Source organism: Pelomonas candidula (assembly GCF_043555985.1).
Lineage (GTDB): Bacteria > Pseudomonadota > Gammaproteobacteria > Burkholderiales > Burkholderiaceae_C > Pelomonas > Pelomonas candidula.
Genome location: NZ_JBIGIC010000008.1, coordinates 193,222 through 217,405, shown reverse-complemented (window position 1 = coordinate 217,405; position 24,184 = coordinate 193,222). Strand labels below are relative to the sequence as shown.

Here is a 24,184-nt window from a genome sequence, read left to right as displayed (position 1 = left end):
CCGCGGCGTCCCTTTCCATTTCAGACAAAAAGGTCAGGCTGTTGCCGGCTCGGCCTTGGGCTTGCCATCCTTGCTGGGCTTGGGCGGCGTGGGCTGGATATCCAGCACCGTCTCGCCCTTGTCGTCCACGTCGACGCTGAGGCGGCCACCATCGGTCAGGCGGCCGAACAACAGTTCGTCGGCCAGCGCGCGGCGGATGGTGTCTTGGATCAGGCGCTGCATCGGCCGCGCACCCATCAGCGGGTCGAAGCCCTTCTTGGCGAGTTGCTTGCGCAACGCGTCGGAGAAGCTGACCTCGACCTTCTTCTCCTGCAACTGGCTTTCGAGCTGCAGCAGGAATTTGTCGACCACACGCAGGATGATTTCCTCGTCCAGCGGGCGGAAGGACACGATGGCGTCCAGGCGGTTGCGGAACTCCGGCGTGAACAGGCGCTTGATGTCGGCCATCTCGTCGCCCTGCTGGCGCGACGTGGTGAAGCCGATGGTGGCCTTGTTCAGCGCCTCGGCGCCCGCGTTCGTCGTCATGATGATGATGACGTTGCGGAAGTCGGCCTTGCGCCCGTTGTTGTCGGTCAGCGTGCCGTGGTCCATGACCTGCAGCAGCACGTTGAAGACGTCCGGGTGCGCTTTTTCGATCTCGTCCAGCAGCAGCACCGCGTGCGGCTTCTTCGTGACGGCCTCGGTCAGCAGGCCGCCCTGGTCGAAGCCCACGTAGCCCGGAGGCGCGCCGATCAGGCGGCTGACGGCGTGGCGCTCCATGTACTCGGACATGTCGAAGCGGATCAGCTCGATGCCCAGGATGTAGGCGAGCTGTTTCGCCACCTCGGTCTTGCCGACGCCCGTCGGGCCGCTGAACAGGAAGCTGCCCACCGGCTTGTCCGGCCGACCCAGGCCGGAGCGCGCCATCTTGATGGCAGCGGCCAGCGCATCCACGGCCGGGTCCTGTCCGAACACGACGCTCTTCAGGTCGCGATCCAGCGTCTTGAGCTTGCTGCGGTCATCGCTGTTGACGGACGCGGGCGGGATGCGCGCGATCTTGGCGACGATGTCTTCCACCTCGGCGCGCGTGATGGTCTTCTTCTGCTTGCTCTTGGGCAGGATGCGCTGCGCGGCGCCGGCCTCGTCGATGACGTCGATGGCCTTGTCCGGCAGGTGGCGGTCGTTGATGTACTTGGCCGACAGCTCAGCCGCAGCCTGCAGCGCGCCCAGCGCGTACTTGACCGAGTGGTGCTCCTCGAAGCGGCTCTTCAGCCCCTTCAGGATCTCGATGGTCTGCTCCACCGACGGCTCGGCCACGTCGACCTTCTGGAAGCGACGGGACAGCGCCGCGTCCTTCTCGAAGATGCCGCGGTACTCGTTGAACGTCGTCGCGCCGATGCACTTCATGGCACCCGACGACAACGCCGGCTTCAACAGGTTGCTCGCGTCCAGCGTGCCGCCCGACGCGGCGCCGGCGCCGATCAGCGTGTGGATCTCGTCGATGAAGAGAATGGCATGCGGCTGGTCCTTCAGCGCCTTGAGCACCGCCTTGAGGCGCTGCTCAAAGTCGCCGCGGTACTTGGTGCCCGCCAGCAGTGCGCCCATGTCCAAAGAGTAGACGACGCTGTCCGCCAGCACTTCGGGCACTTCGCCTTCGGTGATGCGCCAGGCCAGGCCTTCGGCGATGGCGGTCTTGCCGACACCGGCCTCACCCACCAGCAGCGGGTTGTTCTTGCGGCGGCGGCACAGCACCTGCACGACGCGCTCGACCTCGGACTCGCGGCCGATCAGTGGATCGATCTTGCCGTCCTTGGCCTGCTGGTTCAGGTTCTGCGTGAACTGCTCCAGCGGCGACGCCTTGGCACTGCCGCCCTCACCTTCCTCGCGCTCGCCTTCCTGGCCTTGTTGCTGGCCTTCCGGCGCCTTGGGCGGTTCGGGGTCGGTCTTCTTGATGCCGTGGGCGATGAAGTTGACGACGTCCAGGCGCGTGACGCCCTGCTGGTGCAGGTAGTAGACGGCGTGCGAATCCTTCTCGCCGAAGATCGCGACGAGCACGTTGGCACCGGTCACTTCCTTCTTGCCGCTGCCCGTGCTCTGCACGTGCATGATGGCGCGCTGGATGACGCGCTGGAATCCGAGCGTGGGCTGCGTGTCCACCTCGTCGCTGCCACCCACCATCGGCGTGTTTTCCTTGATGAACTGCGTCAGGCTCTTGCGCAGGTCATCAAGGTTGGCGGCACAAGCGCGCAGCACCTCGGCGGCGCTGGGGTTGTCCAGCAGCGCGAGCAGCAAGTGCTCGACGGTGATGAATTCATGCCGCTGCTGGCGCGCTTCGACGAACGCCATGTGCAAACTGACTTCAAGCTCTTGCGCAATCATGCGGCCTCCATAATGCACTGCAGGGGGTGGCCGGCACGCCGGGAGGCGGCCAGTACCAGCTCCACCTTGGTCGCGGCGACGTCCTTGGTGAAGACACCGCAAACCCCGCGACCCTCGTGGTGGATTTTGAGCATGATCTGCGTCGCCGTATCGAGGTCATGCCGGAAAAATTCCTGCAGAACCATGACAACGAACTCCATCGGCGTGAAATCGTCGTTCAGCAGCAGCACCTGGTAGAGCCGCGGCGGCTCGGTCTTCTGCGTCTGGCGCTCGACGACGACCGCCCCATCGCCTTCATCCTTGCCCGGCCTCAACGGAGGCGTGGGCGGGGGCGGAGCCGACTGGTTTCGCGGTGAAAAAACGGGGAGCACAGGCATGCATTGATTCTATCGACGGGGGTATTCCCCCCGCGACTGCCGGCAGTTGGCGACGCCCCGGCGAATTGCAAGCATCCAAGGGTGAACCCGGCCGGGAAGGTCCCGAATTGACGCGATTGTTCACGTCACCAAAATCTCGTCCGCCTCCCCGGGAGGTGCCACAAAGAACGGAGACAAGATGATGGCGCTGGGCAAAGTCAAGTGGTTCAACGATGCCAAGGGCTTTGGTTTCATCGAGCCGGAAGCCGGCGGCGATGACGTCTTCGCCCATTTCTCGGCGATCCAGATGGAAGGCTTCCGGACGCTCAAGCAGGGCAGTCAGGTGCAGTTCGATCTGGTGCAGGGACCCAAGGGCCAGCTGGCCCAGAACATCACACCGATGGAAGCCGCTGCGCGCGCCGCCGAGCAGCAGCCTTCTCTGGCGTCCTGAGCCGAGCCTGCTGCAAAGCAAAAGCCCCGTGGCCCAGCGCCACGGGGCTTTTGCCTTTGTGCGGCGCCGGGCACGCCTGTTCTGCTCGCATGACCGAATCATGACCTGGCCGAAGCCGGGATCGACCGGCCAAGAAGTGGCGCCGGACGCCGAGCCGCACCCGGCTTGCTAGAGTTCACACCTTGCGCGCACCCGCGTGACCCGCGCGCCGCACGGATTCTTCATTTACCGGACCATCTCCATGACCGCCGAAAAGACGCCCCAGATCGTTTACACCCTGACCGACGAAGCCCCCCGCCTGGCTACCGCCTCGCTGCTGCCGGTCGTCCAGGCCTTCGCGGCGCAGGCGGGCGTCGACGTCGTCACCAGCGACATCTCTGTGGCGAGCCGCATCCTGGGTCAGTTCCCCGAGCTGCTGAGCGAAGAACAGCGCCAGCCCGACAACCTGGCCGCCCTGGGCAAGCTGACGCTCAAGCCCGAAGCCAACATCATCAAGCTGCCCAACATCAGCGCCTCCGTGGCTCAATTGAAGGCCGCCATCAAGGAACTGCAGGACAAGGGCTACAAGATCCCCGACTTCCCCGAGAAGCCCGAGACCGACGAGCAGAAGGACATCCGCGCCCGCTACAACAAGTGCATCGGCTCGGCCGTGAACCCGGTGCTGCGTGAAGGCAACTCCGACCGCCGCGCGCCCAAGGCCGTCAAGGAATACGCCCGCAAGAACCCGCACCGCATGGACCCGTGGAGCCAGGCCTCGCGCTCGCATGTCTCGCACATGCATGACGGCGACTTCTATCACGGTGAAAAGTCGCTGACGCTGGACCGCGCGCGCGACGTGAAGATGGAGCTGATCACCAAGAGCGGCAAGACCATCGTGCTCAAGCCCAAGGTCTCGCTGCTGGACCGCGAGGTCATCGACTCGATGTTCATGAGCAAGAAGGCGCTGCTGGCCTTCTACGAGCAGGAGATCGAAGACGCGCGCAAGACCGGCGTGATGTTCTCGCTGCACGTGAAGGCCACGATGATGAAGGTGTCCCACCCCATCGTGTTCGGCCACTGCGTCAAGATCTTCTACAAGGAAGCCTTCGAGAAGCATGGCAAGCTGTTCGACGAGCTGGGCGTCAACGTCAACAACGGCATGGTGGACCTGTACACCAAGATCGCCACGCTGCCGCAGAGCAAGCAGGACGAGATCAAGCGCGACCTGCACGCCTGCCAGGAGCACCGCCCCGAGCTGGCCATGGTGGACTCCGCCAAGGGCATCACGAACTTCCACTCGCCCAACGACGTCATCGTCGACGCCTCCATGCCGGCCATGATCCGCGCCGGCGGCAAGATGTACGGTGCCGATGGCCGCCTGAAGGAAGTCAAGGCCGTCATGCCGGAGTCGACCTTTGCCCGCATCTATCAGGAGATGATCAACTTCTGCAAGTGGCACGGCGCCTTCGACCCCAAGACCATGGGCACGGTGCCCAACGTCGGCCTGATGGCCCAGCAGGCCGAGGAATACGGCTCGCACGACAAGACCTTCGAGATCACCGAGGACGGCGTCGCCAACATCACCGACCTGGAAACGGGCGAGGTGCTGCTGAGCCAGAACGTCGAGCAGGGTGACATCTGGCGCATGTGCCAGTGCAAGGACGCCGCCATCCGCGACTGGGTCAAGCTGGCCGTCAACCGCGCCCGCAATTCCGGCATGCCGGTGGTCTTCTGGCTGGACAGCTACCGCCCGCACGAGGCGCAGCTGATCCGCAAGGTCAAGATGTACCTGCACGAGCACGACACGACCGGCCTGGACATCCAGATCATGAGCCAGGTCCGCGCGATGCGTTACACGCTGGAGCGCGTCATCCGCGGCCAGGACACCATCAGTGCCACCGGCAACATCCTGCGCGACTACCTGACCGACCTGTTCCCCATCATGGAGCTGGGCACGTCGGCCAAGATGCTGTCCATCGTCCCGCTGATGGCCGGCGGTGGCATGTACGAGACGGGTGCCGGCGGCTCGGCCCCGAAGCATGTGCAGCAACTGGTGGAAGAGAACCACCTGCGCTGGGATTCGCTGGGCGAGTTCCTGGCCCTTGCCGTGAGCCTGGAAGAGCTGGGCATCAAGAACGGCAACGCCAAGGCCAAGGTGCTGGCCAAGGCGCTGGACGCTGCCACCGGCAAGCTGCTGGACAACGGCAAGGGCCCCAGCCCCAAGACCGGCGAGATCGACAATCGCGGCAGCCACTTCTACCTGACGCTCTACTGGGCGCAGGAACTGGCCACGCAGACGGAGGACGCCGAACTGGCCGCCAAGTTCAAGCCGCTGGCCGACAAGCTGGCCGCCAACGAGGCCAAGATCGCCGAAGAGCTGAAGGCCGTGCAGGGCAAGCCGACCGACATCGGCGGCTACTTCCTGCCGGACGTGGCCAAGCTGGACAAGGTCATGCGCCCCAGCGCGACGTTCAACGCCGCACTGGCCGCGCTGGCCTGATGCACGCCTGCACCTGAAAGGGGCGCCTCCGGCGCCCCTTTTTCACGCCTGGCACCGTTTTTGTCATCCTGCAGCAAGCCAGGTTTCAAGCTTGTTACGTAAAGTCAGACCCAGGCGTTTGCCTCCTGCAATCCCCTAACCCGGCCTCTCGTGAAGCACCGCGAGTCGCCACAACCCCGGCCCTACGCCGGGGTTTCCTTTTGGGGCGCGCAAAAAGCCCCGACATCCTGCGACGGCGGGGCTGGCGGAACGGCGCCGCCGGGCGATGCCCGGGCCGCGTCACTCCATCTGGGCAATCATCACGTCGCCGAATCCCGAGCACGACACCTGCGTCGCGCCGTCCATCAGCCGCGCGAAGTCGTAGGTGACCTTCTTGCTGAGGATGGCCTTCTCCATCGCGCTGATGATGAGGTCGGCTGCTTCGGTCCAGCCCATGTGGCGCAGCATCATCTCGGCGGACAGGATCGAGGAGCCCGGGTTCACGTAGTCCTTGCCGGCGTACTTGGGCGCCGTGCCGTGGGTGGCCTCGAACATCGCGACGGTGTCGCTCATGTTGGCGCCCGGCGCGATGCCGATGCCGCCCACCTGAGCCGCCAGCGCGTCGGAGATGTAGTCGCCGTTCAGGTTCAGCGTCGCGATGACGCTGTACTCGGCCGGGCGCAGGATGATCTGCTGCAGGAAGGCGTCGGCGATGACGTCCTTGATCGTGATGGTCTTGCCGGTCTTCGGGTTGGTCAGGCGGCACCACGGGCCGCCATCGATGGGCTGGGCGCCGAACTCCTGCTGCGCCACCGCATAACCCCAGTCACGGAAGGCACCTTCCGTGAACTTCATGATGTTGCCCTTGTGCACCAGCGTGACCGACGGCTTGTCATGGTCGATGGCGTACTGGATGGCCTTGCGCACGAGGCGCGCCGTGCCTTCCTGCGATACGGGCTTGATGCCCAGCGCGGAGGTCTCGGGGAAGCGCAGCTTCTTGGCGCCGAGTTCGTCGCGCAGGAAGGCGATCAGCTTCTTGGCCTTGTCGCTGCCGGCCTCGTACTCGATGCCGGCGTAGATGTCCTCCGAGTTCTCGCGGAAGATGACCATGTCGACCTTGTGCGGCTCCTTCACGGGGCTGGGCACGCCGTTGAAGTACTGCACGGGGCGCAGGCAGACGTAGAGGTCCAGCTCCTGGCGCAGCGTCACGTTCAGCGAGCGGATACCGCCGCCGACCGGTGTCGTCAGCGGGCCCTTGATGGAGACGATGCAGTCCTTGACGGCCTGCACCGTCTCGGCAGGCAGCCACACGTCCGGACCGTAGACACGCGTGCTCTTCTCGCCGGCGTAGACCTCCATCCAGTGGATCTGGCTCGCGCCACCATAGGCCTTGGCGACCGCGGCGTCCACGACCTTCAGCATGACCGGCGTGACGTCCAGGCCGACGCCGTCCCCCTCGATGTACGGAATGATGGGGTTGTGCGGCACGTTCAGCGAGAAGTCGCCGTTGACGGTGATCTTCTGGCCGCCTTCGGGCACCTGGATGCGTGGGGACATGGCGTGGGCTTTCGCAGCGATGCGAGAAAAAAGATGCGGCGAGTTTATGGCCCGCCAGTGGCAGTCGGCGGCGCTCAGCAGGCCTGCAGCAGGCGCTCCCACACGCCATGCGCGAGGCCCCAGGCCGCACCCGCCGCCAGCGCGAAGCCGGCCAGGCGCAGCGCCAGCACCTCGCCGCCCGCGCCGCGCTTGAGCAGCCGCGCCCGCCACAGCGGCGCGATGACGAGGCCCGGCGTGCTGGCCAGCGCGAAACCCGCCATTGCCGCCGCGCCACTCATGACCGAGCCCGACAGCCCCGCCAGCAGCAGCGCCGCGTGCAGCAACCCGCAGGGCATCGCCACCCAGGCAACGCCGGTGGCGAAGGCATGGCGCGGCTTGGGCCGCCAGTTCACGGCGCCCAGCCAGGCCGGCACGCGGCCACGGGCCAGCAGCGTCAGGCCCAGCAGCAGCATCGCGGCCTGCACCAGCGCCCAGGCCGGCTGCAGCAGCACGACGCTCTGCGACGCCCGCGCCAGCGCTTCGGCCGATGCCGCCGCCACGGCGCCACCGGCCGTGTAGCCCAGCACCCTGCCGACCAGCAGCCTCGCTGGCCGCGGGCCACCGGCCAGCGCACAAGGCGCGCTGCACATCGCCGCGCAGTGCGGCGTGCCCGCCAGGCCCATCAGCGTGGCCGACGCGATCAGCGCGGCGTCCAGAGACATCAGATGATCTTCGAGAACCGCTCGCGGCTCGCGTCGGCCTGCAGGTAGCGGTCGAACACCAGCGCGACGGCGCGCACGAAATACCAGCCCAGCGGCGTGACCTGGATGGCGTCCGGTTCCAGCGCGACGAGGCCCTGCCCCACCAGCTGTTCCAGCCGCGCCAGTTCGGGCGCGAAGTAGGTCGGCACGTCGACGAGATAGGAGGCCGCAATGGACTCGTACTCGACGCGACCCTGGCACATCAGCGCCATGATGACGGCGCGGCGCAGCAGGTCGTCGCGCGTCAGTGCGAGGCCGCGCTGCACGGGCAACTGGCGCAGCTTCAGCGCGTCCTCGTACTCCGGCAGCGTCTTGGCGTTCTGCGCGTAGGTGGCGCCCACCCGGCTGATGGCGGACACGCCCAGGCCCACGAGGTCGCAGTCCGGCTGCGTCGAGTAGCCCTGGAAGCCGCGGTGCAGCAGGCCCTGCCGCTTGGCGACGGCCAGCGGGTCGTCGGGCAGCGCGAAGTGGTCCATGCCGATGTAGGTGTAGCCCTCGCCCAGCAGCGCGCTGATGGCGCCCGACAGCATGGCCAGCTTGTCGCCGGCCGGCGGCAGCAGCTCGGCCGCGATGCGGCGCTGCGGCTTGAAGCGCTGCGGCAGGTGGGCGTAGGCGTACATCGCGATGCGGTCGGGCCGCAGCTCGGCCACCTGCGCGATCGTGCGGGCGAAGCTCTCGGGCGTCTGCAGCGGCAGGCCGTAGATGAGGTCCACGTTGGTCGACGAGAAGCCCAGTTCGCGGGCAGTCTGCATCAGCGCGGCGACCTGCTCGATGGGCTGCACGCGGTGCACGGCCTTCTGCACGGCGGCATCGAAGTCCTGCACGCCGAAGGACAAGCGGTTGAAGCCCAGCAGGCGCAGGTGCGCGAGCCGATTCAGGTCCACCGTGCGCGGGTCCACCTCGATGGACAGCTCGGCGCCGGGCAGCAGCTTGAAGCGCCGGCGCAGCCCGTCCATCAGCACGCTCAACTCGTCGTCGGACAGGAAGGTGGGCGAGCCGCCGCCCAGGTGCAGTTGCGACACCGGCGCCGCGCCGCCCAGAGCCTCGGCGACGAGATCCATCTCCACTTCCAGCGCGGCCAGGTAGGGCGCGGCGCGTTCGTGGTGCTTGGTGATGATCTTGTTGCAGGCACAGTAGTAGCAGAGCTGCTCGCAGAACGGGATGTGCACGTAGACCGACAACGGCTGCGCCGTGCCACGCTGGCGCAGCGCCTGCAGATGCTGGTCGGCCTGATGGGCTTCGACGAAGCGATCGGCCGTCGGATAGGAGGTGTAGCGCGGCCCGGCCACGTCGTGACGGCGCAGGAGGTCGGCGATCTCGAGTTCGGGGGGGCGGGCGGTTACAGCAGTCATGGCTGCACTTTGCCCAGGGCGACGCGGGCCGGCCTTGATCGGCGTCAAGCCCGCAGCGCACGACCCGACCAAGAATGTGAACCAGTTGATCCAACCCAATAACGCCATGCTGACGACCCTGACGCCCGTCACACGCATGTCGCCCCGCCCAGACATGCCGACGCACTCTCCCGCCGCCATCGAGCCGCTCAAGGTCGCCTGCGCCAGTTGCAACTTGCGCGAGCTGTGCCTGCCAGTGGGACTGAACTCCACCGAACTGGGCCAGCTCGACGCCCTCGTCGCCAAGCGCCGCACCGTCTCGCGCGGCGAGCACCTGTTCCGCAACGGCGAGCGCTTCGAGGCGCTGTACGCCGTGCGCACCGGCTTCTTCAAGACCTGCGTGAACAGCGAAGACGGCCGCGACCAGGTCACCGGCTTCCAGATGGCCGGCGAGCTGCTGGGGCTGGACGGCATCAGCAGCGACCACCACCACTGCGACGCCGTCGCTCTGGAGGACTCGTCGGTCTGCGTGATCCCCTACTCGCAATTGGAAGACCTGTCGCGCGAGTTCACCGTGCTGCAGCACTCCTTCCACAAGATCATGAGCCGCGAGATCGTGCGCGACCATGGCGTCATGCTGCTGCTGGGCAATATGCGGGCCGAAGAACGGCTCGCCGCCTTCCTGCTGAACCTGACGCAACGACTGCAGGCACGCGGCTTCTCGGCCTCCAGCCTCGTGCTGCGCATGACGCGCGAGGAGATCGGCAGCTACCTCGGCCTCAAGCTCGAGACCGTCAGCCGCACGTTCTCCAAGTTCCAGGAAGACGGGCTGATGGAGGTCAAGCAGCGCCAGCTGCGCATCCTCGACCAGGCCGGCCTGCAGGCGCTCGTCAACAACAGCCGCTGCTGACGGGACTCTCCGGCGCCCATGCTGCAGCGCACAAAAGCGCGAGTAGGATGGGCTCCATGCGTCCCCACATCCTCATCATCGGCTGCGGCTTTGGCGGCCTGGAGGCGGCCCGCGCGTTGAGCGGTGCCGATGTCGACGTCACGGTCGTCGACAAGACCAACCACCACCTGTTCCAGCCGTTGCTGTACCAGGTGGCGACGGCGGGCCTGTCGGCTCCGTCCATCGCGGCGCCGATCCGGCATCTGTTCCGCCGCCAGCGCAACGTGACGACGCTGCTGGGCGAGGTCGTCGCCATCGACGCGCAGGGCAAGACCGCCACGCTGAGGGACGGCGCGCTGCTGCGCTGGGACCACCTCATCGTCGCCGCCGGCGCCACGCACAGCTACTTCGGCCGCGACGACTGGGCCCCGTTCGCGCCGGGGCTGAAGACGCTGGCCGACGCGTTCGAGATCCGCCGCCGCGTACTGATGGCTTTCGAGGCTGCCGAGCGCGAAGACGATCCGGCCCGGCGCGCCGCGCTGCTGCAGTTCGTCGTCGTCGGCGCCGGGCCCACCGGCGTGGAGCTGGCGGGCACCTTCGCCGAGATCGCGCGCCACACGCTGCCGGGCGAGTTCCGCCGCATCGACCCGCGCCAGGCGCGTGTGCTGCTCGTCGAGGGCGGCCCGCGCGTGCTGGCCGCCATGCCCGAGAGCCTGAGCGAACGCGCCCGCGAGCAGCTGACGGCGCTGGGCGTCGAGGTGAAGCTGGGGGCGCGCGTGACCGGCATCGACGCCGAGGGGCTGGACGTCGCGACCAGCGCCGGTTCGGAGCGATTGCTGAGCCGCTGCATCGTCTGGGCGGCCGGTGTGGCGGCATCGCCGCTGGGCCGCGCACTGGCCGAGGCCACCGGTTGCACGCTGGACCGCGCGGGCCGCGTCGTCGTCGAGCCCGACCTCAGCCTGAAGGGCAACCCGGCCATCCAGGTCATCGGCGACCTGGCCGCCGCGCAAAGCCACGCGCCGGGCAAGCAGCCGCGGCCGGTGCCAGGCGTGTCACCCGGTGCGAAGCAGATGGGCCGCTGCGCCGCAGCCAACATCCTGCGACGCGTGCGCGGCGAAGCCACGCAGGCCTTCCGCTACGCAGACTACGGCAACCTCGCCACCATCGGCCGCAACAGCGCCGTCGTGGACCTGGGCTCGCCGGCCGGACCGCTGCGTTTCTCAGGCTATTTCGCGTGGCTGTTCTGGCTGTTCGCCCACGTCTACTTCCTGATCGGCTACCGCAACCGCTTCGTCGTGCTGCTGGACTGGGCCTGGGCCTACTGGACCTATGACCGCGGTGCGCGGGTCGTCGCGAACGCGGGCTCCGCCCAGCTCAGCGAGGCCAGCCCGGCGAGCGACGCGCAGGCTTGACGTCCTCGGGCGGCAGCGTCACCAACAGCAGCGCGAGGCTGGCGCCCAACGCGATGACACCCCAGAAGATGAGGAAGCTGACGGTGTAGACCGCCTGCGTGGACAAGTCCACCTGCGCGCCACCGAACCAGCGCAGGTCCGCCGGGTCGACGACGGCGAACACCAGCGCTTCCAGCACCCCTGCCGACAGGAAGGACGACCAGGCCACCGCCATCGCGAACCGTGCGACGCGCGAGGGGCCGGGAGCGCCTGTCACCGCGAGGCTCCCGGTACACCGGTCGCCGCATGGTTGCGGGCCGTCAGCGCCGGCATGTCGCCGGCCTTGGCACGCAGGTCGGCCGGCTCGGCATCCTCGGCCGCCTTGGGCGACGCGGCGTGCAGATCCAGCGGTGGATCGGGATGAATGATGGCCAGCGCCAGTGTGAAGAAGCTGGCCACAACGACGGTGGCGGGCCCCCCGATGACGAGCCAGACCATGGGTTCCCGCCAGGCGGGTACGGGTGTCGTTGCAACGGTCATGTGTGTCTCCTGAAGGTCAGCGCGGCAGCACGAAGGTGGACTTCTCGACGACAGCCTCGCCGGAGCCATCGCCTTCGCGGCTGATGCGCCAATGCATGGGATGGGCGCCTGGCTTGAGCTGCTGTGCCGCCTCGGGTGGCATCCGCAGGCTCACCGCCACCCAGCGGGCTTCGGCCGGTCCGATCTCGACGACGGTGGCCTGGCTCAGCTTCAGGCCCGGCAAGCCATCGGCGTCGATACGGTAGCGCTGCGGCGCCTCGGTGGCGTTCATGATCTGAAGACGGTAGACATTCTCGATCCAGCCGTCCTCCACGAGCCGCGCGAGCGACGCCCGGTCACGCACCACGTCCACGCGGAAGCTGTGCCGCGAGGCGATATTCCAGAGCAGCGCCGAGCAGATGACCAGCAGCACTGTGCTGTAGACCAGCACCCGAGGCCGCAGCACGCGGCGCCAGCGCTGCGCGCGGGTCAGGCGCTGCTCGAGACCGTTCTCGGTGTCGTAGCGGATGAGCCCTTGCGGCGTGCCCATCTTGTCCATGACGCCGTTGCAGACGTCGATGCAGGCCGCACAGCCGATGCACTCGTACTGCAGGCCGTCACGGATGTCGATGCCCGTGGGGCAGACCTGCACGCACAGGCCGCAGTCGATGCAGTCGCCCACCTCAGCGCTACGCGCCTCGCCCTTCTTGCGCAGCGCGTTCTTGCCGCGCGGCTCGCCCCGGGCCGGGTCGTAGCTGACGATGAGGGTGTCACGGTCGAACATCGCGCTCTGGAAGCGCGCGTAGGGGCACATGTACTTGCAGACCTGTTCGCGCATGTAGCCGGCATTGCCGTAGGTGGCAAAGCCGTAGAACAGCACCCAGAAGCTCTCCCAAGGCCCCAGCCCCAACGCAAGCACTTCGCCGCCAAGCACGTGGATGGGCGTGAAGTAGCCAACGAAGGTGAAGCCCGTCCACAGACCCAAGGCGATCCAGGCCACCTGCTTGGCCGTCTTGCGCCACAGCTTGTTGAAGTTCCACGGCGACTTCTCCAGCTTCAGCCGCGCGTTGCGATCGCCCTCGAACCAGTGCTCGATGCGCATGAACATCTCGGTGTAGACGGTCTGCGGACACGCATAACCGCACCACAACCGGCCCGCCACCGCAGTGAACAGGAACAGGCCGAAGGCCGAGATCATCAGCAGGGCCGTGAGGTACACGAAGTCCTGCGGGTAAAGCACCAGGCCGAAGACGTAGAAGCGCCGCGCGCCCAGGTCGAACAGCACGGCCTGCCGCTCGCCCCAGTTCAGCCAGGGCAGGCCGTAGAACACGATCTGCGTCAGCGCGACGAAGGCCCAGCGCCAGCGGGCATAGAAGCCGTCCACCGCCCGGGGGTGGATCTTGTCTTCCGAGCGGTAGAGGCGGATGACCTGGACGGCGTCGCCGCCTGCCGGGCCGGGTGCAGCGGGAGAAGGCATGGGTCAGGGATTCGCGGCGGTCACGCTTTGAGACTGCGACAGGCTCCAGACGTACGCAGCGAGCACACGGATCTGCTCGGGCGTCAGCCGCTCGCCGTGTGCCGGCATGACGTTGTGCTTGCCGTTGTTCACCATCGCCATGATGGCCGCCTCGCCCCAGCCGTGCAACCAGATCTTGTCGGTCAGGTTGGGCGCGCCCAGGGCCTGCGTGCCCTTGCCGGCCGGGCCGTGGCAGGCCGCACAGACGGCGAACTTGGGCTTGCCGAGCTGGGCGTACAGCTCGTTGTGCGGGCTGCCGGACAGCGACAGCACGTAATGGGCGACGTTGCGCACGTCGTCCGAGCTGCCGACCGCAGGCGCCATGACCGGCATGTTGCCCTCGCGGCCCTTGGTGATGGTCTCCACGATGGTGTCGTAGCTGCCACCCCAGAGCCAATCGTTGTCGGTCAGGTTGGGGAAGCCCTTGGAGCCCTTGGCGTCGGCACCGTGGCACTGCGCGCAGTTGTTGGCAAACAGACGCTCGCCAATGGCGTGGGCCTTCGGGTCCTTGGCCAGTTGCTCGGGCGTCATGCCGGTGAACGCGGCGTAGACGGGCGCCATGGCGGCGCGCGTCTGCGCCACTTCAGCGGCATGCTCGCCGAGGCTGGTCCAGCCCAGCGTGCCCTTGGCGCTGCCCAGGCCCGGGTACAGAGCCAGGTAGGCGCCGGCGAACACGATGGTCAGCACGAACAGGCCCATCCACCACAGCGGCAGCGGGTTGTTCAGTTCACGCAGGTCCTCGTCCCACACGTGGCCGGTGGTGTTGTCGGCGGCGGACGGCTGGCGGCGGCTGGCGATGATCAGCAGCACGCCACACGCCACCAAGCCGAGGATCGTGGCCGCAGCGACGAAGATCGACCAGCCGGAGCTGAAGAAGTCACTCATTGCTCGCCTCCCTCGAACGGCAGCGAAGCAGCGGCCTCGAAGCGGCCTCGCCAGGCCCAGACGACGATGCCCACGAAAACGGCCAGCGACACGACGGTCACGGCGATGCGGAGTTCGTTGATGCCCATGATGCGGGCTCCTTCACTTGTTCGCGGTGCCAAGCACCTGCAGATAGGCGACCAGCGCGTCGAGTTCGGTCTTGCCGGCGACGTCCTTGGAGGACGACTTCACCTCGTCATCCGTGTAGGGCACGCCGAGCAGCTTCATGGCCGCCAGGCGGGCCGGCATGCCGGCGGCGTCCACCGGAGCCCCCGCCAGCCACGAATAGGCAGGCATGTTGGACTCGGGCACCAGGTCGCGCGGGTTGTTCAGGTGGATGCGGTGCCAGTCGTCGCTGTACTTGCCGCCCACGCGCTGCAGGTCGGGGCCGGTGCGCTTGCTGCCCCACTGGAACGGGTGGTCGTAGACGAACTCGCCCGCTGTGGAGTACTTGCCATAACGCAGCGTCTCGGCGGCAAGCGGACGGATCATCTGCGAGTGGCAGTTGTAGCAGCCCTCGCGCAGGTAGATGTCACGACCGGCCAGCTGCAGCGCGGTGTAGGGCTTGAGGCCGGGGGCGGCCTGGGTGGTGGAGCGCTGGAAGAACAGCGGCACGATCTCGACGACGCCGCCGACCAGCACGGTCAGCAGGACCAGCACGATCATCAGCAGGTTGCTGGTCTCGATGCGCTGGTGGCCGCTCACGACTTGGGTGTCGGTACTCATGATTTCTCCTCAGGCGTGGGCCAGCTTGGGGGCGGGAATGCGCACGGGCGTGACGCTGCCGGCCTGCACGGTCTTGATGACGTTCCAGCTCATGATGCCCATGCCGGCGAGGTAGAGCAGGCCGCCGCCCAGGCGGATCACATAGAAGGGCCAGGTCGCCTTGACGCCTTCGACGAAGGTGTAGACCAGCGTGCCGTCGGGGTTGACTGCGCGCCACATCAGGCCCTGCATCACACCGGCGATCCACATCGCGGCGATGTAGAGCACGATGCCCAGCGTCGCGACCCAGAAGTGCAGCTCGATGGCACGCTTGGAGTACATCTGCGTGCGGCCGAACATGCGCGGAATCAGGTGGTACAGCGATCCCATCGAGATCAGACCCACCCAGCCCAGGGCGCCGCTATGAACGTGGCCGATCGTCCAGTCGGTGTAGTGCGACAGCGAGTTCACCGTCTTGATCGACATCATCGGGCCCTCGAAGGTGGACATGCCGTAGAACGACAGGGCCACGATGAGGAACTTCAGGATGGGGTCGTCACGCAGCTTGTGCCAGGCGCCCGACAGCGTCATGACGCCGTTGATCATGCCGCCCCAGCTCGGCGCCAGCAGCACCAGACTGAAGATCATGCCGATGCTCTGCGCCCAGTCGGGCAGCGCGGTGTAGTGCAGGTGGTGCGGGCCCGCCCACATGTAGGTGAAGATCAGCGCCCAGAAGTGGACGATGGAAAGCCGGTAGCTGTAGACCGGGCGCTCGGCCTGCTTGGGGATGTAGTAGTACATCATCCCGAGGAAGCCGGCGGTCAGGAAGAAGCCCACGGCGTTATGGCCGTACCACCACTGCACCATCGCGTCCTGCACGCCGGCATAGGCGGAATAGCTCTTCCAGAAGCTGACGGGGACCTCCGCGCTGTTGACGATGTGCAGCAACGCCACGGCGATGATGAACGCGCCGAAGAACCAGTTGGCCACGTAGATGTGCCGGATCTTGCGCGTGCCCACCGTGCCGAAGAACACGATGGCGTAGGCCACCCAGACCACGGCGATCAGGATGTCGATGGGCCATTCCAGCTCGGCGTATTCCTTGCCGGTCGTGTAGCCCAGCGGGAGCGTGATCGCGGCCAGCACGATGACCAGTTGCCAGCCCCAGAACGTGAACCAGCCCAGCTTGGGCAGGAACAGGCGCGTCTGCCCGGTGCGCTGCACGACGTGATAGCTCGTCGCGAACAGCGCGCAGCCGCCAAAGGCGAAGATGACCGCGTTGGTGTGCAGCGGCCGCAAGCGGCCGTAGCTCAGCCAGGGAATACCAAGGTTGAGTTCGGGCCAGGCCAGTTGGGCGGCGATGAACACCCCCACCAGCATGCCCACCACGCCCCACAGGACGGCGGCCAGCGCAAAGGCGCGTACCGGTCCATCCTCGTACACCGCCCCGGGGGTTTCCAGGGTCTTTTCGTTCGCCATCGCGACTCCTTCAGTCTGATGCGAACGATTCTTCTAGGCGGGCCCCTTAGGAGGCTTGATCCTCGTCAAGCAGGATGCGTTCAGCCTCCTGATCGAAGCCATCAAGTTGTCCAGAGTTAACGGCCCAGCCGAACACTGCCACGATCAGCAGCACCAGCACGACCGAGAACGGGATGAGGAGATAGAGGATGTCCATGGGATTCAGCCGCGTGCAAGCCGCTGCGCGTTGAGCACGACGAAGAGGGAACTGCTCGCCATGCCGATGCCGGCGGCCAGCGGCGGCAGCCATCCGGCCAGCGCCAGCGGTACGCAGGCGAGGTTGTAGATCGCGGCCCAGGCCAGGTTCTGGCGCAGCACGCGGCGCGTCCTGCGCGCCAGTGCCAGGGCTTGCGGCACCGCCATCAACCGGTTGGAGACGAGTAGCGCATCCGCCGCACTGCGCGCCAGCATGGCGCCCTGCCCCATCGCGATGCGCACATCCGCCGCGGCCAGCACGGGCGCGTCGTTGATGCCGTCGCCCACCATCAGCACGCGTTCGCCGTCGCCCTGCCATTCGCGCAGGGCGGCCAGCTTGGTCTCGGGCGTCGCGCCGCCACGCCAGTGGACGATGTCCAGCTGCGCCGCCAGCCGGGCGACGGCCGCGGGCTGGTCGCCCGACAGCAGGCGCACGCGCCGCCCCTGCGCCCGCAGCGCGGCGACGGCGTCGGCCGCGTCGGCTCGCGGGGCCTCGGCCAGGTCCAGCCACAGCACGCAGTCGCCGCAGCCGAAGGCCAGCCGCGCGGCCGGGTCGGGGGACTCGCTGACCCAGGCCGGCGCGCCCAGCCGCCACAGCTTGCCGGTCGCGTCACGCGCCTGCACGCCACGGCCAGCCACCTCGCGCACGTCGACCCAGCCGTCCGCCCCACTGCCATCGGCCGCCAACGCCAACGCATGCGGGTGACGTGACCGCGAGGCCAGGCTGCGCGCCACAGCCAGCAACGCGTCGGCGTCGGCACCACGCGCCCACCAGCGGCGCAGCGTCAGGCGCTCCTCGCTGAGCGTGCCGGTCTTGTCGAAAACGACGGTGTCCACCTCGCACAACCGGTCCAGCGCCGACAGGTCGGCCAGCAGCAGACCGCGCCGCGCCAGCGCGCCGCTGGCGGTCAGCCACGCCGCGGGCGCGGCCAGCGTCAGCGCACAGGGGCAGGTGACGATGAGCACGGCGACGGCGACGGCCACCGCGCGCGAAGGGTCGATCCACCACCAGGCGATGCCGGCCCCCAGCGCCAGCAGCAGCACCGCAGCCGTGAAGCCGGCGGCCACGCGGTCCAGCACGCCGCCGGTCAGCGGCCGCTGGCTCTGCGCCTGCTGCATCAGACGCACGATGCCCTGGGCCGTCGTGTCGGCGCCGACGCGCTGCACGGCGACGACGAAGCTGCCGTCCACGCTGAGACTGCCGGCAACGACCGGGTCGCCCACCGCCTTGGCGACCGGCGCGGATTCACCGGTCAGCAGCGCCTCGTTGACCCAGCCCTGGCCGGCCAACACGCAGCCGTCCGCCGCGAAGGCCTCGCCGGCCGCGACGCGCAGGCGGTCGCCAACGCGCAGCGCCTCGGGCGCGACACGCTCGCTCGTGCCGTCGTCCAGCAGGCGCTCGCAGGCCGTGGGCAGCGCGCCGGCCACGGCCTCCAAGGCCTCGGCCGCGCGGTGGCGCGCGCCCAGCTCGAACCAGCGCGCCAGCAGCAGCAGCGCGACAAACATCGTCAGCGAATCGAAGTAGACCTCGTGGCCCAACAGGCCGCCCGGGTCGAACAGTGCGCCGGTGCTGGCGATGAAGGTCACCGCGATGCCCAGCGCCACCGGCACGTCCATGCCCAGCCGCCCGGCGCGCAACTGCCGCCAGGCACCGCTGAAGAACGGGCCGGCCGCAAAGACCATGACCGGCAGCGCGAGCACCCAGCAGCCCCAGCGCAGCAGGCGGTCCAGGTCGGGCGTCAGCTCGCCGGCCCTGGCCACGTAGGCCGGCGTCGCCAGCATCATGACCTGCATCATCAGGAAGCCGGCAACGAACAGCCGCCACAGCGCCTGGCGCCGCTCCTGGCGGCGCAGCTCGCGGGCCGGCGCCGCGACGTCGGGCGTCGCGCGGTAGCCGATGGCTTGCAGCGCGGCCAGCACGTCGGCCAGAGCGAGTTGCGACGGCAGCCAGCGCAACGCGAGCCGCGCCGAAGCCGCGTTGACGCTGGCGCCGGACACGCCCGGCAGTTTCAGCAGCGCCGACTCGATCAGCCCCGAGCAAGCCGCGCAATGCATGCCGGCCACCTGGAACTGCGACAACGCCGTACCGGCCGGGCCGTCGGGCCAGGTCGTGAAGGGGGAAAGGGCCTGCGCGTCGGCTTCGGCCGCGGGCAAGCCAGGGGGGGGAGCGCTCACGATGGCAATCTAGGCGGTGCCGCCCCTGCCCCACCTGATCTGCGTCAAGCCATCCGCATCGGGCATCCGCGAAGACGGCATTCGCACGGGAATGCGTCTTGCATGACGCCGGACTCTCCTTATCGCAATTTCAGGAGGCTTGGGCCATGTCGGATCTATCGGAACCCATCGGCACGTCGACGACGACGTTCTCTCACGTGAAGCCGGGAGACACCCCCTGGCGCAGCGACGGACTCAGAGACTTCTTCCTCTACCGCGACCTGGGCGTCGCCAAGGCCACCGGGGGGCGGGTCATCGCGCACCTTGTAAAGGCGAACATGGCCCCTGAAAAGGGCACAGGCTGGCACCGTCATGAGGCGGATTTCCAGATCGTGCTGATGACCAAGGGCTGGGCCAAGTTCATGTACGAGGACAAGGTCACCCTCGTCGAGGCCGGTGACTGCGTACACCAGCGCCCGGGCATCGTGCACTACCTGTTCGACTATTCGCCGGACATGGAGTATCTGGAGATCGTCTCGCCGGCGGCCTTCGGCACGGTGGACGCGCCGCCGCCCTGCGACGTGCCTATCCCCACGCCCTGGGATTGAGCTCGATACGGCGCCGCCACCGGCGCTGTCCAGCCGCCCATCTCAGAAATCCATGTCCAGCAGCTCGATCTCCTCGGGCTCCTGCTTCGCGTCCGCGATCCAGGCCTGCATCTCCGGCATCGCCAGGATGGTTTCGCAATAGGCCTCACAGGAAGCCGGCAGCGCCACGTCATAGGTCCTGAAGCGCGTGGTCACGGGCGCAAAGAACGCGTCAGCCGCGGTGCGCTTGCTGCCGAACAGGAACGGCCCACCATAGGTCGCCAGGCAGTCGCTCCAGATGTCGACGATACGTTCGATGTCGGGCTTGGCGCCGGTCCAGATTTTGTGCTTCGGGAAGTGGCCCTTGAGGTTCATCGGCAGCGCCGAGCGCAGGTTGGCGAAGCCGGAGTTCATCTCTCCGCAGACGGCCCGCGCATGGGCGCGCGCGACACGGTCCGCGGGCCACAGGCCGGCCTTGGGAAAGGCTTCGTTCAGGTACTCAGCGATGGCCATGTTGTTCCACACCGTGACGCCCTCGTGGCGCAGGCAGGGCACGCGGATGGACGGGGCCAGCAGCAGCAGCTCCTTGCGCGCATCCTCGTCGTCGGGAGAGACCATGACCTCATCAAAGGCCAGGCCGGCGAAGCGCGTCAGCAGCCAGCCGCGCAGTGACCATGACGAGTAGTTCTTGCTGCTCAGCGTCAGCGTGGCAGCCGGCTTCGCGGCGGGCTTGGCGGCAAGCCGGGTCGCGCGGGTGGTCTTGCGCGCCGCGGGCTTGGGTGGGGTGGCTGTGGCTGCGGCGGGCATGGACGGTCTCCTCTCGGTCATGCCCCTTCGACGCAAGCGCCATGCCATGCTGGCTCGCTCCTTGCGATACCTGGGCATTGCGAAGGAGACCGCCATGTACCCCGCCTACCAGGCCCACGCCGACCTGCTATGGCCGCTGCGTGCCGCCACCCGGCTGTCAGTGAACTTCCTGCAGGACCCGGCCATCACAGCCGGGTGGCCGCCCGCCCGTCAGTTGACGGCGGCCGGCAAGGTGTTCGAGCTGGCGCAGGTCACCCACACGCGGCCGGCCTGGCGCATCGCCCATATCGACAGCGGCCGCGAACGCTGGCCGGTCGTCGAAGAGGCGGTGCTGACGACGCCCTTCGCGACGCTGCTGCGCTTTCGCAGGGAAGGCGCACCACCGGCGCCCAAGGTGCTGGTCGTCGCGCCGATGTCGGGCCACTTCGCGACGCTGCTGCGCGAGACCGCCCGCACGCTGCTGCAGGACCACGACGTCTACATCACCGACTGGCACAACGTGCGGGACGTGCCGCTGTCGGCCGGCCGCTTCGGGCTGGACGAATACACCCAGCACCTCATCGACTTCATCGCCGCAATGGGCCCGGGCGCCAACGTCGTAGCCGTCTGCCAGCCCTGCGTCAGCGCGCTGGCTGCCGTCGCGCTGATGGCCGAGGACGATCACCCCGCCACGCCCGCCAGCCTGACGCTGATGGCCGGCCCCATCGACTGCCGCATCAGCCCCACCGAGGTCAACAAGCTCGCCACCAGCAAGCCCATCGAGTGGTTCCGCAAGAACCTCGTCAGCCATGTGCCGTGGCGCCACCGCGGCGCGGGGCGGCGTGTCTACCCGGGCTTCGTGCAGCTGTCGGCCTTCATGAGCATGAACAAGGACCGCCACGCCAACGCGTTCACGGACTACTACAAGCACCTCGTCACCGACGAGTTCGACAAGGCCGAGGCCACGCGCGTGTTCTACGAGGAATACATGGCGGTGGCCGACCTGTCGGCCGACTTCTACTTGGAGACCGTGGAGCGCGTGTTCCAGACCTTCGACCTGCCGCGCGGCGAGCTGATGTTCAAGGGGCGGCGCGTGAACCCCGCGGCCATCCGCCGCACCGCGCTGCTGACCGTGGAAGGCGAGCGCGACGACATCTGCTCGGTGGGCCAGACGCTGGCCGCGCAGGAGCTGGCCAGCAGCCTCAAGCTCTACATGCGCACTCACTACATCCAGCCCAACGTGGGCCACTATGGCGTGTTCAGCGGGAGGCGCTGGCAGCACCAGGTCTACCCGCTGGTACGGCACGTCATCCAGGTATCTCAGCCGTAAGCGCCGCCCGAATTCCCTCAACCAGGCGCCTTGGCCGGGCCGGGGCTGGGCGCGGTCCGGTCATTCGTCACGGCCGGTGTGAAAGGGTACGCACGGCGGGCCCTTTCTGCTTAAGCTCTCTCTCGCCACGATCGCCGAACGACCGGGCATTCGAGCGAGGAGACACCATGTTTTCACTCACCGCACTGCGTCTCGGGCCGCGCCTGGCCCTGGGGTTCGGGTCCATCGTGCTGCTCTGCGTCGCGGCCGTCGGGTTCGGCATCAACCGCATCGGCACGATGCGCACGCTCTCGGAGCAGCTCGGCACCATCGACGCCGAGAAGCTCTCGCTATCCGAGCGCTGGGGCAGAGCCATCGAGGCCAACACGGCGCGCAACTGGGTGGTGGTCTTCGCCGCCGACGACCAGATCAAGGCCCGTGTCCGGGGCGAGATGGCCGAGGTCATCAAGGTCCAGACCGAGCGGCTCAAGCGCATGCAGGAGATCGCCACCTCAGACGAGGACAAGCGCCTGCTCGAAGACATCACCCGGCAACGCGATGCCTACCAGGCCATGCGCGGCGCCATGCTCAAACGCAAGGATGCGGGGGAGGACATCGCCGCCGAGGTGCTGGACAAGCTGTTCCCCGCCGCGGCGGCCTACCAGGCTGTCGTCGAGAAGCTGATCGTCCGCCAGCGCGACAGCATGGGCGAGACCAAGGCCCGGGCCGAGGCCGCGGCGCGCGACGCGACGATCGCGCTCTCGCTGGGCGGCGGCCTGGCCGTGCTGTTGGCCGTCTGGATGGCCTGGCGACTCACCGGCTCGGTCGTCGGCCCGATCAACCAGGCCAAGCAGGTCGCACAGGCCATCGCCGCCGGCGACCTGACGCAGGACATCGACGCGACGGGCCGGGACGAAGCGGCCGAGCTGCTGGCATCGCTGCGCGCGATGCAGGTTGCCTTGCGCGATCTCGTCGGCCAGGTGCGCACCAGCACCGACAGCATCAACACGGCCAGCACCGAGATCGCCACCGGCAACCACGACCTCAGCTCGCGGACCGAGCAGGCGGCGGCCAACCTGGAGGAAGCTGCGTCGTCCATGGAGGAGTTGACCAGCACGGTCAAGCAAAGCGCCGACTCGGCCCGCCAGGCCAACCAGCTGGCGGTGACGGCCGCCGAGGTCGCGCAGCGCGGCGGCTCGGTGGTGGCGCAGGTCGTCTCGACGATGGACGAGATCAACGGCAGCTCCAGAAAGATCTCCGACATCATCGGCGTGATCGACGGCATCGCGTTCCAGACCAACATCCTGGCCTTGAATGCCGCCGTTGAGGCGGCGCGCGCCGGCGAGCAGGGGCGTGGCTTTGCCGTGGTCGCCAGCGAGGTGCGCTCGCTCGCGCAGCGCTCGGCCGAAGCCGCCAAGCAGATCAAGGCCTTGATCGGCACGAGCGTGGACAAGGTGGAGTCCGGCTCGCGCCTCGTGGCGGCGGCAGGTCAGACCATGGGCGAGATCGTGGACTCGGTGCGGCGCGTGACGGACATGATCGGCGAGATCACCGTCGCGGCGGCCGAGCAGTCGGACGGCATCGGCCAGATCAACGAGACCGTGACCCAGCTCGACAAGATGACGCAGCAGAACGCCGCACTGGTGGAGCAGAGCACGGCGGCCGCAGAGTCGCTGCGCGAGCAGGCCCACCGGCTGTCGGATGTGGTGGGCACCTTCAAGATCAACGCGGCGTCCCGCCGCTGATCCGAAGCCCTGCTCCGGGCAACAAAAAGCCCGCCGGTGGCGGGCTTTTCACAACGCAAGCAGGTGCTGCTGAGATCAGGCGAAGTTGGCTTCGGCGAACGACCAGTTGACCAGGTTCGACAGGAAGGTCTCGACGAACTTGGGGCGCAGGTTGCGGTAGTCGATGTAGTAGGCGTGTTCCCACACGTCGACGGTCAGCAGCGCCTTGTCGGCGGTCGTCAGCGGCGTGCCGGCGGCACCGGTGTTGACGATGTCGACCGAGCCGTCGGCCTTCTTGACCAGCCAGGTCCAGCCGGAACCGAAGTTGCCGACGGCGCTCTTCACGAAGGCTTCCTTGAAGGCGGCGTAGCTGCCCCACTTGGCATTGATGGCCGCGGCCAGCGCGCCGGTCGGCTCGCCACCGCCTTGCGGCTTCATGCAGTTCCAGAAAAAGGTGTGGTTCCAGATCTGGGCGGCGTTGTTGTAGATGCCACCGCTGGAGGTCTTGACGATCTCTTCCAGCGTCTTGCTCTCGAACTCGGTGCCCTTCTGCAGGTTGTTCAGGTTGACCACATAGGCGTTGTGATGCTTGCCGTGGTGGAACTCCAGCGTTTCCTTGCTGTAGTGCGGGGCCAGCGAGTCGATCGGGTAAGGCAGCGGGGGCAGCGTGTGTTCCATCGTGGAGTCCTCAGTGTTGGGGGGAAGTGAGACGCGGG

At 67.7% G+C, this 24,184-nt stretch carries 23 protein-coding genes; 7 read left to right on the top strand and 16 right to left on the bottom strand.

Translation table 11 applies throughout. The annotated features are described in order from the left end of the window. Positions 1 to 33 precede the first annotated feature (33 nt). Together clpA and clpS are read right to left on the bottom strand one after the other, a co-directional pair. A complete protein-coding gene (gene clpA, locus ACG04R_RS17280; RefSeq protein WP_394413350.1) occupies positions 34 to 2,358 on the bottom strand; it encodes an ATP-dependent Clp protease ATP-binding subunit ClpA in 2,325 nt (774 codons plus the stop codon). Then, on the bottom strand, positions 2,355 to 2,735 hold the full coding sequence (clpS, locus tag ACG04R_RS17275; RefSeq protein WP_394413347.1) for an ATP-dependent Clp protease adapter ClpS: 381 nt from the start codon (positions 2,733 to 2,735) through the stop codon (positions 2,355 to 2,357). The genes clpA and clpS overlap by 4 nt, the downstream gene beginning before the upstream one ends. A gap of 181 nt (positions 2,736 to 2,916) precedes the next feature. On the opposite strand from clpS, the gene ACG04R_RS17270 reads away from it, so the two are divergent. Both ACG04R_RS17270 and ACG04R_RS17265 read left to right on the top strand, forming a co-directional pair. Then, positions 2,917 to 3,165 carry a cold shock domain-containing protein gene (locus ACG04R_RS17270; protein WP_394413564.1) on the top strand — a complete coding sequence of 83 codons (249 nt, stop codon included), beginning with the start codon at positions 2,917 to 2,919 and terminating at the stop codon, positions 3,163 to 3,165. A gap of 241 nt (positions 3,166 to 3,406) precedes the next feature. Next, positions 3,407 to 5,644 carry an NADP-dependent isocitrate dehydrogenase gene (locus ACG04R_RS17265; protein WP_394413344.1) on the top strand — a complete coding sequence of 746 codons (2,238 nt, stop codon included), beginning with the start codon at positions 3,407 to 3,409 and terminating at the stop codon, positions 5,642 to 5,644. A gap of 279 nt (positions 5,645 to 5,923) precedes the next feature. On the opposite strand, the gene icd is transcribed toward ACG04R_RS17265, so the two are convergent. The 3 genes from icd to hemN form a co-directional block, all read right to left on the bottom strand. Continuing rightward, a complete protein-coding gene (icd, locus tag ACG04R_RS17260; protein ID WP_394413341.1) occupies positions 5,924 to 7,180 on the bottom strand; it encodes an NADP-dependent isocitrate dehydrogenase in 1,257 nt (418 codons plus the stop codon). A gap of 74 nt (positions 7,181 to 7,254) precedes the next feature. Continuing rightward, positions 7,255 to 7,881, bottom strand: a complete 627-nt coding sequence (locus tag ACG04R_RS17255) for an urease accessory protein UreH domain-containing protein (RefSeq protein WP_394413338.1) — start codon at positions 7,879 to 7,881, stop codon at positions 7,255 to 7,257. After that, a complete protein-coding gene (gene hemN, locus ACG04R_RS17250) occupies positions 7,881 to 9,272 on the bottom strand; it encodes an oxygen-independent coproporphyrinogen III oxidase (RefSeq protein ID WP_394413335.1) in 1,392 nt (463 codons plus the stop codon). The genes ACG04R_RS17255 and hemN overlap by 1 nt, the downstream gene beginning before the upstream one ends. Positions 9,273 to 9,426: 154 nt before the next feature. Here hemN and fnr point away from each other — a divergent pair, with 154 nt between their 5' ends. Both fnr and ACG04R_RS17240 read left to right on the top strand, forming a co-directional pair. After that, positions 9,427 to 10,161, top strand: coding sequence for a fumarate/nitrate reduction transcriptional regulator Fnr (gene fnr / locus ACG04R_RS17245; RefSeq protein WP_394413561.1), 735 nt, complete (start codon positions 9,427 to 9,429; stop codon positions 10,159 to 10,161). Between the two features lie 47 nt (positions 10,162 to 10,208). Next, positions 10,209 to 11,552, top strand: coding sequence for an NAD(P)/FAD-dependent oxidoreductase (locus ACG04R_RS17240; protein WP_394413332.1), 1,344 nt, complete (start codon positions 10,209 to 10,211; stop codon positions 11,550 to 11,552). On the opposite strand, the gene ACG04R_RS17235 is transcribed toward ACG04R_RS17240, so the two are convergent. Genes ACG04R_RS17235 through ACG04R_RS17195 form a run of 9 tightly spaced genes read right to left on the bottom strand, consistent with a single transcriptional unit; the run spans position 11,515 to position 19,083 of the window. Further along, positions 11,515 to 11,808, bottom strand: a complete 294-nt coding sequence (locus ACG04R_RS17235; RefSeq protein ID WP_394413329.1) for a hypothetical protein — start codon at positions 11,806 to 11,808, stop codon at positions 11,515 to 11,517. The two genes, ACG04R_RS17240 and ACG04R_RS17235, sit on opposite strands and share 38 nt — an antisense overlap. Further along, positions 11,805 to 12,071, bottom strand: a complete 267-nt coding sequence (locus ACG04R_RS17230) for a hypothetical protein (protein ID WP_394413326.1) — start codon at positions 12,069 to 12,071, stop codon at positions 11,805 to 11,807. Before ACG04R_RS17230 ends, ACG04R_RS17235 begins: the two co-directional genes overlap by 4 nt. A gap of 16 nt (positions 12,072 to 12,087) precedes the next feature. Further along, positions 12,088 to 13,527, bottom strand: coding sequence for a cytochrome c oxidase accessory protein CcoG (gene ccoG, locus ACG04R_RS17225; RefSeq protein ID WP_394413323.1), 1,440 nt, complete (start codon positions 13,525 to 13,527; stop codon positions 12,088 to 12,090). 3 nt (positions 13,528 to 13,530) lie between these two features. Then, the gene (gene ccoP / locus ACG04R_RS17220) at positions 13,531 to 14,451 is read right to left on the bottom strand and encodes a cytochrome-c oxidase, cbb3-type subunit III (protein ID WP_394413320.1); all 921 of its coding nucleotides are present in this window, start codon (positions 14,449 to 14,451) and stop codon (positions 13,531 to 13,533) included. Further along, a complete protein-coding gene (locus ACG04R_RS17215; protein WP_394413317.1) occupies positions 14,448 to 14,579 on the bottom strand; it encodes a cbb3-type cytochrome oxidase subunit 3 in 132 nt (43 codons plus the stop codon). The genes ccoP and ACG04R_RS17215 overlap by 4 nt, the downstream gene beginning before the upstream one ends. 13 nt (positions 14,580 to 14,592) lie before the next feature. After that, on the bottom strand, positions 14,593 to 15,216 hold the full coding sequence (gene ccoO, locus ACG04R_RS17210) for a cytochrome-c oxidase, cbb3-type subunit II (RefSeq protein WP_394413314.1): 624 nt from the start codon (positions 15,214 to 15,216) through the stop codon (positions 14,593 to 14,595). Positions 15,217 to 15,225: 9 nt separating this feature from the next. Continuing rightward, a complete protein-coding gene (gene ccoN, locus ACG04R_RS17205) occupies positions 15,226 to 16,674 on the bottom strand; it encodes a cytochrome-c oxidase, cbb3-type subunit I (RefSeq protein WP_394413312.1) in 1,449 nt (482 codons plus the stop codon). A 46-nt stretch (positions 16,675 to 16,720) separates the two neighbouring features. Further along, entirely contained in the window at positions 16,721 to 16,870 is a 150-nt protein-coding gene (gene ccoS, locus ACG04R_RS17200; protein WP_394413309.1) for a cbb3-type cytochrome oxidase assembly protein CcoS, read from the bottom strand. A 5-nt stretch (positions 16,871 to 16,875) separates the two neighbouring features. Then, a complete protein-coding gene (locus tag ACG04R_RS17195) occupies positions 16,876 to 19,083 on the bottom strand; it encodes a heavy metal translocating P-type ATPase (protein ID WP_394413306.1) in 2,208 nt (735 codons plus the stop codon). Positions 19,084 to 19,229: 146 nt separating this feature from the next. On the opposite strand from ACG04R_RS17195, the gene ACG04R_RS17190 reads away from it, so the two are divergent. Next, entirely contained in the window at positions 19,230 to 19,670 is a 441-nt protein-coding gene (locus tag ACG04R_RS17190; protein WP_394413303.1) for a cupin domain-containing protein, read from the top strand. Between the two features lie 42 nt (positions 19,671 to 19,712). Here ACG04R_RS17190 and ACG04R_RS17185 read toward each other — a convergent pair whose 3' ends face one another. Further along, the gene (locus ACG04R_RS17185; protein ID WP_394413300.1) at positions 19,713 to 20,456 is read right to left on the bottom strand and encodes a glutathione S-transferase family protein; all 744 of its coding nucleotides are present in this window, start codon (positions 20,454 to 20,456) and stop codon (positions 19,713 to 19,715) included. Positions 20,457 to 20,550: 94 nt separating this feature from the next. Between ACG04R_RS17185 and ACG04R_RS17180 the strand changes: the two genes are divergently transcribed. Both ACG04R_RS17180 and ACG04R_RS17175 read left to right on the top strand, forming a co-directional pair. Further along, positions 20,551 to 21,765: a polyhydroxyalkanoate depolymerase gene (locus tag ACG04R_RS17180; protein WP_394413296.1), complete on the top strand. Its 1,215-nt coding sequence runs from the start codon at positions 20,551 to 20,553 to the stop codon at positions 21,763 to 21,765. A gap of 167 nt (positions 21,766 to 21,932) precedes the next feature. Next, positions 21,933 to 23,489, top strand: coding sequence for a methyl-accepting chemotaxis protein (locus ACG04R_RS17175; RefSeq protein ID WP_394413293.1), 1,557 nt, complete (start codon positions 21,933 to 21,935; stop codon positions 23,487 to 23,489). Positions 23,490 to 23,564: 75 nt separating this feature from the next. On the opposite strand, the gene ACG04R_RS17170 is transcribed toward ACG04R_RS17175, so the two are convergent. Beyond that, positions 23,565 to 24,146 carry a superoxide dismutase gene (locus ACG04R_RS17170; RefSeq protein ID WP_394413290.1) on the bottom strand — a complete coding sequence of 194 codons (582 nt, stop codon included), beginning with the start codon at positions 24,144 to 24,146 and terminating at the stop codon, positions 23,565 to 23,567. Positions 24,147 to 24,184: the final 38 nt, after the last annotated feature.

Bases quoted from the DNA above. Each gene is read 5' to 3' on its own strand.
- ACG04R_RS17240 (WP_394413332.1), top strand. From the start codon at position 10,209: ATGGGCTCCATGCGTCCCCACATCCTCATCATCGGCTGCGGCTTTGGC.
- ACG04R_RS17270 (WP_394413564.1), top strand. From the start codon at position 2,917: ATGGCGCTGGGCAAAGTCAAGTGGTTCAACGATGCCAAGGGCTTTGGT.
- ACG04R_RS17185 (WP_394413300.1), bottom strand. From the start codon at position 20,456: ATGCCCGCCGCAGCCACAGCCACCCCACCCAAGCCCGCGGCGCGCAAG.
- icd (WP_394413341.1), bottom strand. From the start codon at position 7,180: ATGTCCCCACGCATCCAGGTGCCCGAAGGCGGCCAGAAGATCACCGTC.
- ccoP (WP_394413320.1), bottom strand. From the start codon at position 14,451: ATGAGTGACTTCTTCAGCTCCGGCTGGTCGATCTTCGTCGCTGCGGCC.
- ACG04R_RS17190 (WP_394413303.1), top strand. From the start codon at position 19,230: ATGTCGGATCTATCGGAACCCATCGGCACGTCGACGACGACGTTCTCT.
- ACG04R_RS17265 (WP_394413344.1), top strand. From the start codon at position 3,407: ATGACCGCCGAAAAGACGCCCCAGATCGTTTACACCCTGACCGACGAA.
- clpS (WP_394413347.1), bottom strand. From the start codon at position 2,735: ATGCCTGTGCTCCCCGTTTTTTCACCGCGAAACCAGTCGGCTCCGCCC.
- ccoS (WP_394413309.1), bottom strand. From the start codon at position 16,870: ATGGACATCCTCTATCTCCTCATCCCGTTCTCGGTCGTGCTGGTGCTG.
- ACG04R_RS17170 (WP_394413290.1), bottom strand. From the start codon at position 24,146: ATGGAACACACGCTGCCCCCGCTGCCTTACCCGATCGACTCGCTGGCC.
- fnr (WP_394413561.1), top strand. From the start codon at position 9,427: ATGCCGACGCACTCTCCCGCCGCCATCGAGCCGCTCAAGGTCGCCTGC.
- ACG04R_RS17180 (WP_394413296.1), top strand. From the start codon at position 20,551: ATGTACCCCGCCTACCAGGCCCACGCCGACCTGCTATGGCCGCTGCGT.
- ccoG (WP_394413323.1), bottom strand. From the start codon at position 13,527: ATGCCTTCTCCCGCTGCACCCGGCCCGGCAGGCGGCGACGCCGTCCAG.
- clpA (WP_394413350.1), bottom strand. From the start codon at position 2,358: ATGATTGCGCAAGAGCTTGAAGTCAGTTTGCACATGGCGTTCGTCGAA.
- ccoO (WP_394413314.1), bottom strand. From the start codon at position 15,216: ATGAGTACCGACACCCAAGTCGTGAGCGGCCACCAGCGCATCGAGACC.
- ACG04R_RS17255 (WP_394413338.1), bottom strand. From the start codon at position 7,881: ATGTCTCTGGACGCCGCGCTGATCGCGTCGGCCACGCTGATGGGCCTG.
- hemN (WP_394413335.1), bottom strand. From the start codon at position 9,272: ATGACTGCTGTAACCGCCCGCCCCCCCGAACTCGAGATCGCCGACCTC.
- ACG04R_RS17175 (WP_394413293.1), top strand. From the start codon at position 21,933: ATGTTTTCACTCACCGCACTGCGTCTCGGGCCGCGCCTGGCCCTGGGG.
- ACG04R_RS17230 (WP_394413326.1), bottom strand. From the start codon at position 12,071: ATGACCGTTGCAACGACACCCGTACCCGCCTGGCGGGAACCCATGGTC.
- ACG04R_RS17215 (WP_394413317.1), bottom strand. From the start codon at position 14,579: ATGGGCATCAACGAACTCCGCATCGCCGTGACCGTCGTGTCGCTGGCC.
- ccoN (WP_394413312.1), bottom strand. From the start codon at position 16,674: ATGGCGAACGAAAAGACCCTGGAAACCCCCGGGGCGGTGTACGAGGAT.